The 14,235-nt window shown below is 44.6% G+C and carries 16 protein-coding genes; 12 read left to right on the top strand and 4 right to left on the bottom strand.

The window, feature by feature from the left end; translation table 11 throughout:
- Positions 1 to 175 precede the first annotated feature (175 nt).
- Together AC1DXC_RS06985 and AC1DXC_RS06990 are read right to left on the bottom strand one after the other, a co-directional pair.
- Positions 176 to 1,333 (bottom strand): ABC transporter permease, encoded by a 1,158-nt coding sequence (locus tag AC1DXC_RS06985; RefSeq protein ID WP_477458423.1) that lies wholly within the window; start codon positions 1,331 to 1,333, stop codon positions 176 to 178.
- A gap of 81 nt (positions 1,334 to 1,414) precedes the next feature.
- Entirely contained in the window at positions 1,415 to 2,179 is a 765-nt protein-coding gene (locus AC1DXC_RS06990) for an ABC transporter ATP-binding protein (protein WP_477458424.1), read from the bottom strand.
- A 754-nt stretch (positions 2,180 to 2,933) separates the two neighbouring features.
- Between AC1DXC_RS06990 and AC1DXC_RS06995 the strand changes: the two genes are divergently transcribed.
- From AC1DXC_RS06995 to AC1DXC_RS07020, 6 genes are all read left to right on the top strand, one after another.
- The gene (locus AC1DXC_RS06995) at positions 2,934 to 3,815 is read left to right on the top strand and encodes a WaaS/CpsH family glycosyltransferase (protein ID WP_477458425.1); all 882 of its coding nucleotides are present in this window, start codon (positions 2,934 to 2,936) and stop codon (positions 3,813 to 3,815) included.
- Positions 3,816 to 3,866: 51 nt separating this feature from the next.
- The gene (locus AC1DXC_RS07000; protein WP_477458426.1) at positions 3,867 to 5,045 is read left to right on the top strand and encodes a GDP-L-fucose synthase family protein; all 1,179 of its coding nucleotides are present in this window, start codon (positions 3,867 to 3,869) and stop codon (positions 5,043 to 5,045) included.
- A gap of 168 nt (positions 5,046 to 5,213) precedes the next feature.
- Positions 5,214 to 6,209: an SDR family NAD(P)-dependent oxidoreductase gene (locus AC1DXC_RS07005; RefSeq protein ID WP_477458427.1), complete on the top strand. Its 996-nt coding sequence runs from the start codon at positions 5,214 to 5,216 to the stop codon at positions 6,207 to 6,209.
- Positions 6,202 to 6,924, top strand: a complete 723-nt coding sequence (locus AC1DXC_RS07010; protein WP_477458428.1) for a sugar phosphate nucleotidyltransferase — start codon at positions 6,202 to 6,204, stop codon at positions 6,922 to 6,924. The genes AC1DXC_RS07005 and AC1DXC_RS07010 overlap by 8 nt, the downstream gene beginning before the upstream one ends.
- Before the next feature lie 2 nt (positions 6,925 to 6,926).
- On the top strand, positions 6,927 to 7,595 hold the full coding sequence (locus AC1DXC_RS07015) for a PIG-L deacetylase family protein (RefSeq protein ID WP_477458429.1): 669 nt from the start codon (positions 6,927 to 6,929) through the stop codon (positions 7,593 to 7,595).
- Positions 7,596 to 7,598: 3 nt separating this feature from the next.
- On the top strand, positions 7,599 to 8,891 hold the full coding sequence (locus tag AC1DXC_RS07020) for a hypothetical protein (protein WP_477458430.1): 1,293 nt from the start codon (positions 7,599 to 7,601) through the stop codon (positions 8,889 to 8,891).
- Between the two features lie 97 nt (positions 8,892 to 8,988).
- Here AC1DXC_RS07020 and AC1DXC_RS07025 read toward each other — a convergent pair whose 3' ends face one another.
- Complete coding sequence (locus AC1DXC_RS07025) at positions 8,989 to 9,309, bottom strand: DUF6686 family protein (RefSeq protein ID WP_477458431.1); 321 nt, start codon at positions 9,307 to 9,309, stop codon at positions 8,989 to 8,991.
- A gap of 48 nt (positions 9,310 to 9,357) precedes the next feature.
- On the opposite strand from AC1DXC_RS07025, the gene AC1DXC_RS07030 reads away from it, so the two are divergent.
- Both AC1DXC_RS07030 and AC1DXC_RS07035 read left to right on the top strand, forming a co-directional pair.
- Complete coding sequence (locus tag AC1DXC_RS07030; RefSeq protein WP_477458432.1) at positions 9,358 to 9,507, top strand: hypothetical protein; 150 nt, start codon at positions 9,358 to 9,360, stop codon at positions 9,505 to 9,507.
- 74 nt (positions 9,508 to 9,581) lie between these two features.
- A complete protein-coding gene (locus AC1DXC_RS07035; protein WP_477458433.1) occupies positions 9,582 to 10,124 on the top strand; it encodes a hypothetical protein in 543 nt (180 codons plus the stop codon).
- A 234-nt stretch (positions 10,125 to 10,358) separates the two neighbouring features.
- Here AC1DXC_RS07035 and carA read toward each other — a convergent pair whose 3' ends face one another.
- Positions 10,359 to 11,459, bottom strand: coding sequence for a glutamine-hydrolyzing carbamoyl-phosphate synthase small subunit (gene carA, locus AC1DXC_RS07040; RefSeq protein WP_477458434.1), 1,101 nt, complete (start codon positions 11,457 to 11,459; stop codon positions 10,359 to 10,361).
- Between the two features lie 498 nt (positions 11,460 to 11,957).
- On the opposite strand from carA, the gene panB reads away from it, so the two are divergent.
- The 4 genes from panB to AC1DXC_RS07060 all read left to right on the top strand — a co-directional run bounded on the left by panB (position 11,958) and on the right by AC1DXC_RS07060 (position 14,234).
- Entirely contained in the window at positions 11,958 to 12,773 is an 816-nt protein-coding gene (gene panB, locus AC1DXC_RS07045) for a 3-methyl-2-oxobutanoate hydroxymethyltransferase (RefSeq protein ID WP_477458435.1), read from the top strand.
- A 110-nt stretch (positions 12,774 to 12,883) separates the two neighbouring features.
- Complete coding sequence (locus AC1DXC_RS07050) at positions 12,884 to 13,606, top strand: RluA family pseudouridine synthase (RefSeq protein WP_477458436.1); 723 nt, start codon at positions 12,884 to 12,886, stop codon at positions 13,604 to 13,606.
- A gap of 102 nt (positions 13,607 to 13,708) precedes the next feature.
- Positions 13,709 to 13,945, top strand: coding sequence for an addiction module protein (locus AC1DXC_RS07055; protein ID WP_477458437.1), 237 nt, complete (start codon positions 13,709 to 13,711; stop codon positions 13,943 to 13,945).
- Positions 13,938 to 14,234, top strand: coding sequence for a type II toxin-antitoxin system RelE/ParE family toxin (locus tag AC1DXC_RS07060; RefSeq protein WP_477458438.1), 297 nt, complete (start codon positions 13,938 to 13,940; stop codon positions 14,232 to 14,234). Before AC1DXC_RS07055 ends, AC1DXC_RS07060 begins: the two co-directional genes overlap by 8 nt.
- Position 14,235: the final 1 nt, after the last annotated feature.

Raw genomic sequence — 14,235 nt, forward strand, 5'->3', positions numbered from 1 at the left:
AAAGATTTAAATTAATATCGAATATCGAACACTCAATAATGAATAATGAAGTGCGCTTCTGCTACTTCATTATTCGAAGTTCGGCATTCATTATTCGATATTATTTTGCTCCTTATATAGAGGCCAGCAATTGGAAATTAGGAATACTAATCTCCAATTGTTGGCCTCTAACCTTTTACTCCCACTTAAACGTCTTCACTGCCACAGCATACACGCCTATGCCCCATAGCAGCAGGATGAACAGCTGGTGAGTAACATCGCCCAGGCCGGCGCCTTCGAAGGCTACCTTGCGCATGGCGTTGTTGAGGTGGGTGAGTGGCAAGGCATTACTTACGTATTGCAGCCATTTTGGGAAAGCCGTTACCGAAAAGAAAGTACCCGATAGCAGGAACTGCGGCAAGGTGATGATATTGGATAACGGCGGCACGGTACTCTCGTTTTTGGCGATGCCGGATATAGTGAACCCGAAGCCCATGAATATGATAAGCCCGATAGTGCAGAGCACAAGCATATTCAGCACCGTGACGACCCCATGCACCAGCGTAAACCCGAACGCGAAGTGCCCTACCATGAGTATGAATAGCGCGCCTAATAAGGAAAAGGTGAGTCTGGCCAAAGCCTCGCCCAATACGATGCTGTAACGCTTTACCGGCGTAGCAAAAAAGCGCTTGATAACCAGTGTGAGCCGCAAGCTGAGGAATACGAATGCAGTACCGAACACCCCGCTGCTGAGCAACGAGAAGCCCAACTGCCCCGGCAATATAAAATCGATGTATTTGTACTCGCGACCGGTTACGGTGGTTTCTTTTACCTCGGCAAGTACGGGTGCTTCTTCTATCTGTATTATTTTCCGGAACTTTTCGTTTATTTTGGTAAGGATATCGGCAAGTACCGATTGGAATATTGCACCTTTTGCAGATGCTTTAGTGTACTGTACGTTTACGGTGTAAGGCGCGTTTTGTTTTTTGGACAGTGCCGAAAGCGGCGGGTATAAGGTGATGCCTTCTGGCCCGGTCTTCCGAATATCCATGATGGCATCTATCGAGCCTTTTGACAGGTCGGCTTTCATTTCCTCCGGAGTTTCATTGGTAACAAGGTTTACCATTTTGGCCTTTTCTTTCAGGGCTTTATAAATAGGGTTAAGCGTATCGCAGCCTTTAGCCACGCCTATATCAATGGCAACCCCGCTACCGCCGATATTGGCAAACACCAAAATAAATATCAAAGGGAAAGCCAAACTAAATACCACCGCCGAGGGGCTGCGGAGTATAGACCGGAAACTTGCTTTGGCAATGGCCAGCGTGGCACGCGTATTACTGTAATTTTGGTTCATTAGTTAATAAATCATTGGGTCATTAGGTCATTGAGTCATTTTTGATAAGTGGATAACTGCTACCGCCACTGCCAACTGCAACTACCCTTCCCGCCATTCTTTGCCGGTTAGGTTGATGAAAACATCCTCCAGGTTGGCTTCTTTTACCTGCTTCTTGCGTTCGAAACCGGTATCCAGGAGTTTATCTATGAAATTATCGGGGGTGTCGAGGCCTACAATGTGGCCGCCATCTACAAAGGCTACACGGTCGCACAGTACTTCGGCTTCGTCCATATAGTGGGTGGTGATTACTACTGTGGTGCCGTTATCGCGTATCTCGCGTATCAGGTCCCACAGGTTGCGGCGGGCTTGCGGGTCGAGGCCGGTAGTAGGTTCGTCCAGGAAGATTATCTTAGGGTCGTTTATCAGGGTAGTGGCTATAGAGAAACGTTGCTTCTGCCCGCCGGAAAGTTCCTTGTATTTAGATTTTGCTTTATCGGTAAGGGCCACTTTCGCAAGCATCTCCATCGGTGTTTTGTCGATACCGTAGAGGCCGGAGAACAGTACGATCAATTCGGACAGGTTGAGGTTTGGATAGTAACCCGCTGCCTGCAATTGCACGCCTATTATTTTTTTGATGCTGTCGGCATCTTTACTAATATCGAAACCGCCTACAGTAATTTCGCCCGAGGTTTTCTCGCGCAGGGTTTCAATAATTTCCAGCGTGGTGGTTTTGCCTGCGCCGTTGGGGCCAAGCAGGCCAAATATCTCGCCCTCGTGAACCTTGAAGCTGATGCCCTTGACGGCGGCGAAATCGCCGTAGTTTTTGGTAAGGTTGTTAACCGTAATAATAGGTTGTTTCTCCATAGCGTAAATATGCGATGGATTTACGGATTATCCATACAACCATGGTGTTTAGGGCATTAAATTTTCATTAGATTTTATTTGCCACTTTGCCTTCGGCTACCAATGTGCCCCATTGCCAGTGTACGGTATCTCCTTTTTCATGATTGATGTGTTTAACCGAAGAAACCAATGTGCCTGCCAGTGTACGCAGCGGGGCTATGATGACGGATAAGGCTGTGATGGAAATTCTACCGTATGTTTCGGCTTACGGGCCAAAACATACGGATATATGATGGAGGTATGATTAGCAGGCCAGGCATCCTACGCCGATGATCAACACGGCTACTACAAGTGCCATGATGGAGTAAAGTGATGGGATAGTAAGTTGAGTTGTCATGATGATGTTGCGTTGTTTTAACACTACAAATGTGCATCAGCGGGCAAATTTTGTTTAACGTTATTAGGCGAAACATGGCAAATCGTCGGTAAACGGATTTCTGGGGGGAATGAATAGGGGAGGCATTATCGGTGAATTCGGCGGCTATCGGTGAGTGCAGTTAAACGCGGCGGCGAATGGCATTACAAACAATCCCGAACGAGCGCGGTAAATTATCAAAAACTATTCCTTGTTAAAATATTTTGAATATCTTTCTGATCTATTACAAAAGCCTATTGTATAGTCAAGCAGATGGACGGATCGCCGGGAAAGAAGTATTGTTTATTAATTGTTCAGCAGAGTTTCCACTCGTTTGCCCGGCATTTAAGAATTGCGCTGATGGCACAAGGCTTTGATGTGCACATTGCCAATGATATTTACCCCCTGGGCCTCATCGGCAGCATAATGGGTAAGTTGCGGATCCCGCTGGTTTTTACGACTACCTACAGACACATTAAAAAAAAATTTCTCAAGGATAAGAAATATGAGGTAGCTGTAATTATACGGGGGAGAGGCATAAGCGATAGATTGATTAAGGAGATCCGCAAAAAGGTGCCCCGTATTATCGGGTATAATTGGGATACTTTCGATTTTAATGCTGCACCTTTAGGCTGGTATCGGGATACCGACAAATACTATACGTTCGATTATGCCGATGCCGACAAGCACCACATACCGGTGCTGGAGTTGTTTTCGGCCATACCTGCTCTAACAGGCACCAAGGCCATAAAATACGATATATCTGCCGTTGGCAAAAACTACCCCGGGCGGCTTAGATATATTCACAGGGTTTTGGAGGTGATTAAGCCGCAACGCGTATTCATTCGCTTGCACGAGAATAATATTTTTTACCTGTTACGCAATTTTTTCGCAAGCCCGATATTGTACCTAAAATACCGTAAGTATATTACGATGAGCCCGTTAAATGATACCGATTACCTTGATGCCATTGGTGCGGCGGAATTTACTATCGACTATGCCAAAAAAGGGCAAACCGGTATCACCATGCGCTGTTACGAAGCCATCAACCTGAAAACAAAATTAATCAGCAATAATACTTATATCACACGTAGCGCTTGCTTTAACCAAAATAATACAGTGGTGTTTGGCGAAGCTGAGCCGAATGCAGCTTTAACAAATGCCTATAACCAATGCCAAAAAACGGGCTTTGCAAAAGAAGGCAGGGATATAAATGCATTTGTAAACGGGCTTTTAGCCTGAGTTTTTAATGCCGATTGCCGGTAAATAATACATCATATCAAATAAGTATAAATGAATCAGTCAGAAAAGATATTAGTCGCGGGTGGCACGGGGCTTGCCGGATCGGCAATTGTGAGGGAGCTTATAAAAAAAGGCTTTACTAATATAATAGCCACTTACCATACCCGCAACCCTGTAAGTTGCTTTAATGCGGCCGATTTGGAGGCCGGGGCCTGTAAATTTATCAAAATAGACCTGTTAGACCCTTTTGCGGTAGTAAAGATGTTTAAAGATGAGGCGCCTGTTTACGTTTTTTTGGCGGCGGCCCGGGTTGGCGGCATTATGGCCAATCACACGTACCGCGCGCAGTTTATTTATGAAAACCTGCAGATACAAAACAACATCATCCACAATAGTTATCTCTCCGGGATAAAGAAACTGATATTTTTAGGCAGTACCTGCATATACCCAACCAATGCCCCCCAACCCATGGAAGAGGGCTATTTGCTGACCGATACGCTTGAATACTTAAGCGAACCATACGGCATAGCCAAAATAGCGGGCATAAAAATGTGCGAAAGCTACAATGTGCAGTACGGTACTAATTATATAGCCGTTATGCCAACTAACCTGTATGGCCCCAACGATAGCTACGACCTTACCAACTCGCATTTTTTACCGGCGTTTATCCGAAAGATGCATTTGGGGAAATCACTAATGGACGATAACTGGGAAGCTATCCGGCATGATTTGGCCAAAAATCCGGTTGAAGGAATTGGCGGTGATGCAACCGAAGAACAGATTACCGGCATACTGTGTAAATATGGTATCCAGAATGAGGATGCCGGGGCGGGCGGTAATATTTTGTTATGGGGCACAGGCAAGCCGCGCCGCGAAGTAATGCATGCCGGCGAGTTGGCCGATGCCTGTTTGTATATTATGGAAAATGTTGATTTCACAGATTTGCTTAAGTATTCGGCAGTGCAATACTCTGCAGGTATTGTGAAGAGCGAGGTAAGGAATACGCAGATAAATATCGGGCTGGGTACCGATCATACCCTCTACGATATTGCTCATATGGTGAAAGAGGTGGTTGGCTATAAAGGCGATATAGTGTGGAACCACGATATGCCCGACGGGACTTTACAAAAGCTCACAGGGATTGACAGGTTAAAGGAGTTGGGATGGCAAAGTAGCCTCAATTTGCAACAAGGGATAAAGGAAACCTATAAGTTTTATATAACAAATTGATTGTTAGATAAATATACGTCATGTTTACTCATTTTAGGTAAAATTATTTGTTTTAACGCCGCGGTTTTTTCAATAGGTAACATTTTTGTTCTTTTAATTAATTATAGCTGATCCTACCAATTTTATGGCTATATTGGGCATACATTTACCACCTAATCATTTCACAGGATGCCTCAATTTTGGCAAAACAAAAGAGTTTTAATAACAGGTGCCGACGGTTTCATAGGATCGCATTTGGTAGAGTACCTGCAAAACAAAGGGGCAATAATACGGGCTTTAGTGTTATACAATTCTTTTAACAGCTGGGGCTGGCTGGAAAACATCCCAAACCATTTAAATGTTGAAGTAATAGCAGGCGATATCCGCGATGCGGATTGCTGCCAAAAACTAACCAGCGATATAGATATTGTTTTTCATCTCGCCTCGCTTATCTCCGTTCCATACTCCATTCAAAACCCGGCAAGTTTTATAGATACCAATATCAGCGGCACTTTTAATATGTGCAGCGCGGCCCAAAAAAGTAATGCCAGGTTTATTTATATATCCAGCAGCGAGGTTTATGGCAGCGCTCAATATTTACCAATCGACGAAAAACATCCTTTGCAGGCACAATCGCCATACAGCGCCTCAAAAATAAGCGCAGAAGCTATTGTGTACAGTTTTCACCGTTCATACGGGTTAAAGGCAGCAATTGTGAGGCCATTTAATACTTATGGGCCCAGGCAATCGGCAAGAGCCATTATACCGGCCATCATAGTACAAATAGCGAGCGGCAGCAAAGAGGTTAAGTTGGGCAATGTATCGCCACGGCGCGACCTTAATTATGTAGCCGATACCTGCCGTGGCATGGCACTCATTGCCGAAAATGATGCAATGGTTGGCGAAACGGTTAATATTGGTTCTGGTATCGATTACTCCATGGCTGATGTGTTTGCACTCATTTGTAAACAAATGGATGCCGATGTATTGTTGGTGGCCGACCAGGAACGTGTACGGCCTGCCGGTGCAGAAGTGCAACACCTACTATGCAACAACCATAAGATAAAGGAATATACCGGTTTTACACCGGCTTATACATTTGAAAAAGGACTGCAGCAAACGATAAACTGGCTGCTGATACCTGGTAATATGGCCGGTTATAAAAGCAAAGTTTACAATGTATAAGCACGCGGTCATCATATCGGGTGGCAAAGGCAGCCGTTTAATGTCGTTCACGCATGCTATGCCCAAGGCTATGTTGCCGGTAGGAGAGTACCCAATATTAGAAATAATAGTACGCCAGCTTAGATACTTTGGCTTTAACGACATTACTTTTTCGGTATTTCATTTTGCTCAAAATATCCAGAACTACTTTGGCAATGGCGATAAATGGGGGGTAAGAATCCATTACTCGGTAGAAGATTTTCCATTGGGCACTGCGGGGCCATTAAAAATTTTAACCGCCCTGCCTGATGATTTCCTTGTAATTAATTGTGATATCCTCTCCAGCCTCGATCTTCGGGCTATGTTTAATAATCATATAACAGGCAATAACCTGTTCACTGTGGCGGCCTACAAAAAAAAATACAAAATAGCGTACGGCGTATTACAATCTGATGCCAATAACCGGTTAATTAAGCTGGAAGAAAAGCCCGATACCCTGCAAATAAACGCAGGTATTTATATAGCTAACAAGGCAGTGCTCGAGTTTATACCCCTTAACAAACCCTTTGGGATGGATGAGTTGGTGGATAGCATGCTGCGCCTGGATAAGCAGGTTTCGGTTTACCCGTTTGATGGTTACTGGCAGGATATAGGTAACGAGGAGGAATACAAAACCGCCATGGTAGCATTCAAAGTAAATCAATATGCTTATATGACAGAAGATAGCGAAGGATGATGATGGAAAGCATACTTATAATAGCGCCCCATCCCGATGATGAAACCCTTGGTTGCGGCGGTGCCATTTTAAAATACATTAGCCAGGGGTGCCGGGTTTACTGGCTTATTTGCACCGAGTTTTACCGAAACGGCAAAACACCGGAGAATATAAAACTGAGGCAGCAGGAAATTGAAAAAGTAGATGCCATGTACGGCTTCACCAAACGCTTTGAATTAGGTTACGCCGCCGCAGGCATTACATTTAACGATATAGGGCCCTTAGTATCTAAAATTAGCAACATTGTAAAAGAGGTGCGGCCGGATACGGTTTTTTTACCGAACCACAGCGATGTGCACACCGACCACCAAATTATATTTAAGGCTGCATTTAGCTGTACAAAAAACTTCAACTTCCCTTTTATAAAACAGGTGTTGATGTACGAAACCATATCCGAAACTGAGTTTTCCCCCCCTTTACCTGGCAATGCTTTTACGCCAAATGTTTATATCGATATAAGTCCCTATCTGCACAAGAAGTTGGATATTATGCAGGTTTACCAATCTGAAGTGATGGAAGCGCCACTGCCGCGCTCTCTTGTTGCTATAAAAGCGTTGGCAGCTTACCGTGGCAGTAGTATAGGTTCAACAGCTGCCGAGTGTTTCACGCTGCTTAAACACATTATCGACTAATCTATGCAGCGTAAACTACACGTATATAAACGGTTCAACATTTATTATGTGGTTACCGTGCTGTTTATCCTGCTTTCGTCAAACGCCAACGTTCTGTCGTCTACAAACGCGTGCTGGATAGGGGTACTAGTGTTTTTTACAGCTGTTTATTTAGCCAAACGGCTTTTTACATTGAAGGACCTGCAGGTTATTTGTTTTTTTTCAATAGGGTACCTGCTATTGGTGTTCACCCGCGATTATTACATCAATAACCTTAACGATGAGTTTTTTGTATCAGATGTCATGTTCCTGTGTAAATATATTTTCACTGCGTTCCTTTTCTGCGTTATCCTGAAGAATAAGGCTATCGCTTACATCGTGCAGGTAATGGCCGATCTTACCGTACTTTCGTTCCTGTTTTTCGCCGTTCAACTTTTGGCGCCTGCCCTTTTGTATAAGGCTTTTATGGCGGTTAATTTGCCAAATAACCAATTGCTGGCTGGTTACAGCAACCTGATATTATTCACGTTCCACAAAGATTTGCACGATTTTGCGAATTCGGGTTTTGCCTGGGAACCCGGGGCTTTTGGCTGTTTCCTTGTTGTCGCCCTCGTTTTTCATTTCTTTTTAAACCAATTCAAGGTCGATAAAAAGGCGCTGCTTTTTATTATAGGCGTTTTCACCACTTTCTCAACCACCGCCTGCCTTGGTTTGCTTGCAGTAATATTTTTAGCTTTACGATACCGAGCCAAAATAAAAGCCTGGGTATTACTATTTATCCCATTATGTGCAGTATGTATTATGTACGTGCCATTTTTAGGCAACAAAATAAAGTTCACCTATCACCAGGATATGGACGATCTTAAGCATCTGGCACAATTAGATGAAAGCTTCCGCCGTATACATGAACAAATACCGCTCGATCGTTTTTCCAGTATGGTGTTTGTTTACCGCAAGTTTGGCACAAAGTTAATTTGCGGCGTAAATAACCGATATGATGTTTTTGTTAACACTAAATACAACATCAACGTGTCAAATGGGATAATTGAGGCATTGGCGCAATTCGGACTATTGGGCATGATGTACATGGCCTATCGGTATATTAAATTTTGCCGTGCGCAGCTTTTGAACGCCGAGCAGGTGATTTATTGCCTTGTTGTAATGTTTATCTTAAGCTTTGGCGAACCTATATTAGGGGTACCGCTACTGTTAGCTTTTCTGTTTTTAACCAGATTGCAAGAAAAGCTAAATACGTTTTTCCTGCCCGATGTAAAGGAAAAACCAGTTAGTCCTTTTATTCAATATTCCGCACATTAAAAAATATGCCGTCTATTTTTTGAAGCGGCCTCTGAAGCAGAGGAGCTATTTTGCCCATTTCGCTGCATATCTCTGTGTTTTTATTTAAAGCTTTGCTCTATCCTTCCATCAACCCGTAAACTTCCTGCATATAGGCGGCCTCGTCCATTGCTGCATGGAAATCCTCCCACTCGTGGGTGGTGAAGGTGAATTGTATATCGCTTACAGGGGTGCGCATCACAATGCGTTCCTGACCATCCGGGAACGGGAAGGAGTGCCCGTCGAAATCCAGGTCGGCAGCGAAATCCCTGAACTGCGCAAATTGCCCGGGCGTGAAGCTGAGGATAAGGTTGTGGTTCCAGATGAAAACACAGTGGCATTCGGAGCACCGGCTGATAACCGATGCCCCTTTCTGACTGAGCACTTTTGCGTCGCACATAGGTAGGTGATGTTAAAAATTTGTGCCTGCTTAAGCGGTGTTTCCCCCATGAAAAAGTACTTACCGAAAAAGCAGGGCTTAAGTTTTTCAGAGCATATCAACCGCTCACGCCAACAAAGTAAAACCTTATTTAGAATAAATCCAAATAAAAATAATAAAATTACAAATAGTCAGGCAGTAATTTTTTGCATTCGCTAATTTATCTTCAAACCCTTTAGCGCTTAGGAAAAAAGCGTGTAAATCAGTAGCTTCGTATAAACACAATTGCAATTATGAAAAACCTGTTATTGGTAGCAGCCATGGCGTTAGCAATTTCCGCATGCCAAACTGCTGATAAAAAATCCGCTGAAGTGCAAACCTCTTCGGCTGGTTACACAGTTCCCGAAGACAGTGCCATAACCAAAGCGGTACATGATGCTTACACCGCTCTCACTTTTAAAAAAGGGGAGCAACCCAGGTTTGATGAGATAGGAAATTATTTTATCCCGCAGGCGCAATTCATCAATTTCCGCGCCGATACAGCAGAAGTTGCCTCCTTGCCACAAATCATTAAATTGTACAAAAATTTTGTAACCGACGGCCATATAACTATGTTTTATGAGGAAGAAGCATACGGCAAAACCGAGCAGTTTGGCAGTGTAGCGCACCGCATCAGCACCTATAACACTTATTTAAATACCAGGGATAGTATTGCTGAGCGTGGCGTAAATAGCTTTCAGCTCATTAAAACACCTAAAGGCTGGAAAGTAAGCAGCATTATTTGGGATGTAGAGAAGAAGGGATTACCGGTGCCGGCGTATTATTTGAAAAAGTAAGTAAGTACGTCCTTGCGAGGAACGAAGCAATCGCTACGCAGGACGGGCTCTATGCAGGTCGCTCTGCTAATCGGGAGATTGCTTCGTGCCTCAATGACGCGGTGTTTAAAGGAGAACGCCTCTCAAGTTAAGCTTGAAAGGCGTTCGGCATTGTCTGAACCTTGATTCTCTTGATTAGAGGATTTTCCTGATTTTAAATCGGTGAAATCGTAAAAATCCGCTTAATCCCGGTTCTTATTTCATCAGATTAATAAAGTCATCGAACAGATAACGGCTATCGTGCGGGCCGGGCGACGATTCGGGGTGGTATTGTACCGAGAATGCCTTTTTATCTTTTACGCGGATACCTTCTATCGATTGGTCGTTAAGGTTTATGTGGGTAATCTCTACCTTATCAGATGCCCTCACCGCCTCGGGCACTACGCCGAAGCCGTGGTTTTGCGAAGTAACCTCGCAATGGTTGATGATTACGTTCTTCACCGGGTGGTTAAGGCCACGATGCCCGTTGTGCATCTTTTTGGTTGGTATGTCGTTTGCCAAAGCCAGCAACTGGTGGCCCAGGCAAATGCCGAATAAAGGCTTATCGGCAGCTAAGATTTCTTTTACGGTTTCCACAGCGTAGGGCATAGCCGATGGGTCGCCGGGGCCGTTAGAAATAAAGTAACCTGCCGGGGCAAAATCCTTTTCCATTTCGGCAAAGGTGGTCTTTGCAGGGTACACCTTGGCGTACACGTCGCGGTCGTCAAAATTGCGGAGGATATTTTTCTTCACGCCGAGGTCTAAAACGGCCACGCGGTAGGTAGCTGTTTCGCTGCCGAAGGTGTAAGTTTCTTTGGTAGATACCTGCGAGGATAACTCCAATCCATCCATATCCGGCGCTTCGGCCAGTTTGGCTTTCAGTTCGTCGAGGTCTAATATCTCCGAGGAAATAATGGCGTTCATGGCACCTTTATCGCGTATATGGCGAACCAGCTGGCGGGTATCTATATCAGATATGCCTACGATGTTCTGCTCCTGAAAATAATCCTGTATCGATTCATCGGCCTGTTTGCGGCTGTAGGCAATGTTGTAGTTTTTGCAAACCAGCCCGGCTATCTGTATCTGGCCCGATTCTACCTCCTGGGCAGAGATGCCATAGTTGCCGATGTGCGCATTGGTAGCCACCATTATTTGCCCAAAGTAAGATGGGTCGGTAAAAATTTCCTGGTAGCCGGTCATCCCGGTGTTAAAACATATCTCGCCGGTGGTGGTACCTATTTTACCTGCGGCTTTACCGTTAAAAACGGTGCCATCGGCCAATAACAATACTGCGGGCAGTTTGGTGTAATGGTTCATTTTGCAAAAAAATTGAAAGGGTAATTTGTTCGGATTTCCTGGCACGAAGCTCCGTATGAACAGCACTGAAAATTGAAGTAAAACACCTCTTTATTCACGCCGCAAAAGTAGGATTTAATTTTTTAAATCAAAAGTTATTACCACTTGTTTTTTGCACTCACTAAAACGCGCGTGTTTGGCTACTTGCCTTTGTTGCCCCAAAAGAAAGTTGTTTTTAGGCAATGCGTGCACCAGAATGGTCTGATAGGCAAAAAGGGTAGGAATTTTTTAAGGTAAAAATTACGCGGTTTGCGGTCGGTATGGTTCATGGGTTTACCGCAGTATATGCATGGGTATATTTTATCGTCCATTAAAATCTAATAGTATTATACTTTATAATTGGGGCTGCACTAAAATAGTAAATAATATATAAATGCAAAACCGCAGTGAGCCGTTTTTTTCATCCGTAAAAATACCGGATGAGTTCCTAACTTTGCGGCTCACGAAACTATCATCAGTATGTCGGTAAATAAGGAAGTAAAGCGCATTACGGTGCATACCCTGCAGGAAATGAAGAACCGGGGCGAAAAAATTGCCATGCTTACGGCATACGATTATTCAATGGCGCTGATCGTTGATAATGCGGGTACCGATATTATACTGGTTGGCGATTCGGCCTCCAACGTAATGGCCGGGCACGAAACCACCCTGCCCATCACGCTCGACCAAATGATATACCACGCTGCATCGGTAGTACGGGCCGCTAAGCGGGCGCTGGTGGTGGTAGATTTGCCTTTCGGCTCGTACCAGGGGAATTCTAAAGAAGCCCTTGCTTCGGCCATCCGCATCATGAAAGAAGCGGGCGCGCACGCAGTGAAGCTGGAGGGTGGTGTGGAGATTGCAGAATCTGTAACACGTATCCTTACCGCCGGTATCCCGGTAATGGGGCACCTGGGCCTAACGCCGCAATCGATATACAAATTCGGTACCTACACCGTAAGGGCCAAAGAAGAGGCGGAAGCTGCCAAGTTAAAAGAGGATGCTTTAAAGCTGCAGGAACTGGGCTGCTTTGGCATTGTGCTGGAAAAAATCCCATCTAAACTGGCAAAAGAAGTAAGCGATAGCCTTAATATACCAACCATTGGCATTGGTGCCGGGCAGCATTGCAGCGGGCAGGTGCTGGTGATACACGATATGCTTGGCCTGAACAAAGGTTTTAAACCACGCTTTTTACGCCAATACGCCGACCTGCACAGCGTGATGGACGGCGCAATAAAAAATTATGTAAGCGATGTAAGGGCAAGTAATTTCCCGAACGAAAAGGAAGAATATTAGGTGTGCAGATTTCAAATGTGCAGATGAAGCTTCAATAAACCTATTAGATAAATTGATGCCATTTGCAGATAAATAAATCCCAAATCGTAAATCCCAAATCCGAAATAAAATTGGCCCGCCCCGAACATAATTATACCAGCCACGATGTTACCGATAAGGATATCCTTTACGAGGATAACCACCTGATTGCCGTGAACAAACGCGCCGGTGACATTGTACAGGTAGATGATACTAACGACGAGCCGCTTGACGAGAAGGTAAAGAAATACATCGCCGCTAAATACAACAAACCCAATGGCGCTTTCCTGGGCGTGGTACACCGGTTAGACAGGCCCGTGAGCGGCGTTATCCTCTTCGCCAAAACCAGCAAGGCTTTGGATAGGATAAACAAGCTGTTCAAAGGCCGCGAGATGCATAAAACCTATTATGCCATTACCCGCAAACGTCCCCAGCCCGAGGTCGGCAACCTGGTACATTGGTTAGTGAAAAACCCTCAGAAGAACGTTACCAAAGCGCACGATAAAGAAGTGCAAGGCAGCCTCCGTTCCGAACTGAACTACAAACTGGTTGGCGAGCTGGATGGCTATTACGTAATAGAGGTAGACCCGATAACCGGCCGGCCGCACCAGATACGCGTGCAGCTAAGCACCCTGGGCTGCCCCATAGTAGGCGATAACAAATATGGCTACCCCCGCGGTAGCCTGCGCAAAAGCATATGCCTGCATGCCCGCCGCCTGCAATTTGTCCACCCAGTAAAAAACGAACCGGTACTCATCGTGGCACCTTTGCCGAAGGATGGTTTTTGGGATAAATTTGAGGGGTTGGTGAGGTAGGGGGAGATGTGCAATGCCGCCTCCCGATCTGTTAGTAGTCTGTTTGGGATAAATAGTTTTTATAACTAACTTAGTATTAACAAAGCAGCAAAACATTCAGCTATGAGTTTACAATATATTTCCGACAGCACAGGTGAAACCACTGGCGTATTTATTCCAATAAACGAATGGAATGAATTGAAAGATAAATACCAGGGCATTGAAGAGATGGAAGCGGATGTTCCGCAATGGCATATCGATATTGTTCGCAAACGTTTAGCTGAACACGACGCAAATCCTGATAACGCGTTAGACTTTAATGAGGTAATGGACAAACTCGAAAAGAAATTTAGTGTATAGGTCAGTTATTTTGCCATTGGCGGAATTGGATATATCCGAAGCTGCAGCATGGTATGAAGAAAGACAGGCCGGATTGGCTAAAAAATTTCTGTTCCAGGTTCGGCGCAAATTAGCGTTGATAGAGCAGAATCCTTATATGTTTGCTATTCGCTACGATGATATTCATACGGCGGTATTAGATGTTTTTCCGTTTATGATACATTATCGTATCGGGCACAATCCTAAAACGGTTACTATTGCAGCCGTGTTACACATGAGCCGAGACCCTGACATTTGGAAAAGATTTTAAC

Source organism: Mucilaginibacter sp. P2_D11 (assembly GCF_056404435.1).

Excerpts from the sequence above, each read along its gene's own strand:
- AC1DXC_RS06985 (WP_477458423.1), bottom strand. The coding sequence starts at position 1,333 with ATGAACCAAAATTACAGTAATACGCGTGCCACGCTGGCCATTGCCAAA.
- AC1DXC_RS06990 (WP_477458424.1), bottom strand. The coding sequence starts at position 2,179 with ATGGAGAAACAACCTATTATTACGGTTAACAACCTTACCAAAAACTAC.
- AC1DXC_RS06995 (WP_477458425.1), top strand. The coding sequence starts at position 2,934 with ATGGCACAAGGCTTTGATGTGCACATTGCCAATGATATTTACCCCCTG.
- AC1DXC_RS07000 (WP_477458426.1), top strand. The coding sequence starts at position 3,867 with ATGAATCAGTCAGAAAAGATATTAGTCGCGGGTGGCACGGGGCTTGCC.
- AC1DXC_RS07005 (WP_477458427.1), top strand. The coding sequence starts at position 5,214 with ATGCCTCAATTTTGGCAAAACAAAAGAGTTTTAATAACAGGTGCCGAC.
- AC1DXC_RS07010 (WP_477458428.1), top strand. The coding sequence starts at position 6,202 with ATGTATAAGCACGCGGTCATCATATCGGGTGGCAAAGGCAGCCGTTTA.
- AC1DXC_RS07015 (WP_477458429.1), top strand. The coding sequence starts at position 6,927 with ATGGAAAGCATACTTATAATAGCGCCCCATCCCGATGATGAAACCCTT.
- AC1DXC_RS07020 (WP_477458430.1), top strand. The coding sequence starts at position 7,599 with ATGCAGCGTAAACTACACGTATATAAACGGTTCAACATTTATTATGTG.
- AC1DXC_RS07025 (WP_477458431.1), bottom strand. The coding sequence starts at position 9,309 with ATGTGCGACGCAAAAGTGCTCAGTCAGAAAGGGGCATCGGTTATCAGC.
- AC1DXC_RS07030 (WP_477458432.1), top strand. The coding sequence starts at position 9,358 with ATGAAAAAGTACTTACCGAAAAAGCAGGGCTTAAGTTTTTCAGAGCAT.
- AC1DXC_RS07035 (WP_477458433.1), top strand. The coding sequence starts at position 9,582 with ATGAAAAACCTGTTATTGGTAGCAGCCATGGCGTTAGCAATTTCCGCA.
- carA (WP_477458434.1), bottom strand. The coding sequence starts at position 11,459 with ATGAACCATTACACCAAACTGCCCGCAGTATTGTTATTGGCCGATGGC.
- panB (WP_477458435.1), top strand. The coding sequence starts at position 11,958 with ATGTCGGTAAATAAGGAAGTAAAGCGCATTACGGTGCATACCCTGCAG.
- AC1DXC_RS07055 (WP_477458437.1), top strand. The coding sequence starts at position 13,709 with ATGAGTTTACAATATATTTCCGACAGCACAGGTGAAACCACTGGCGTA.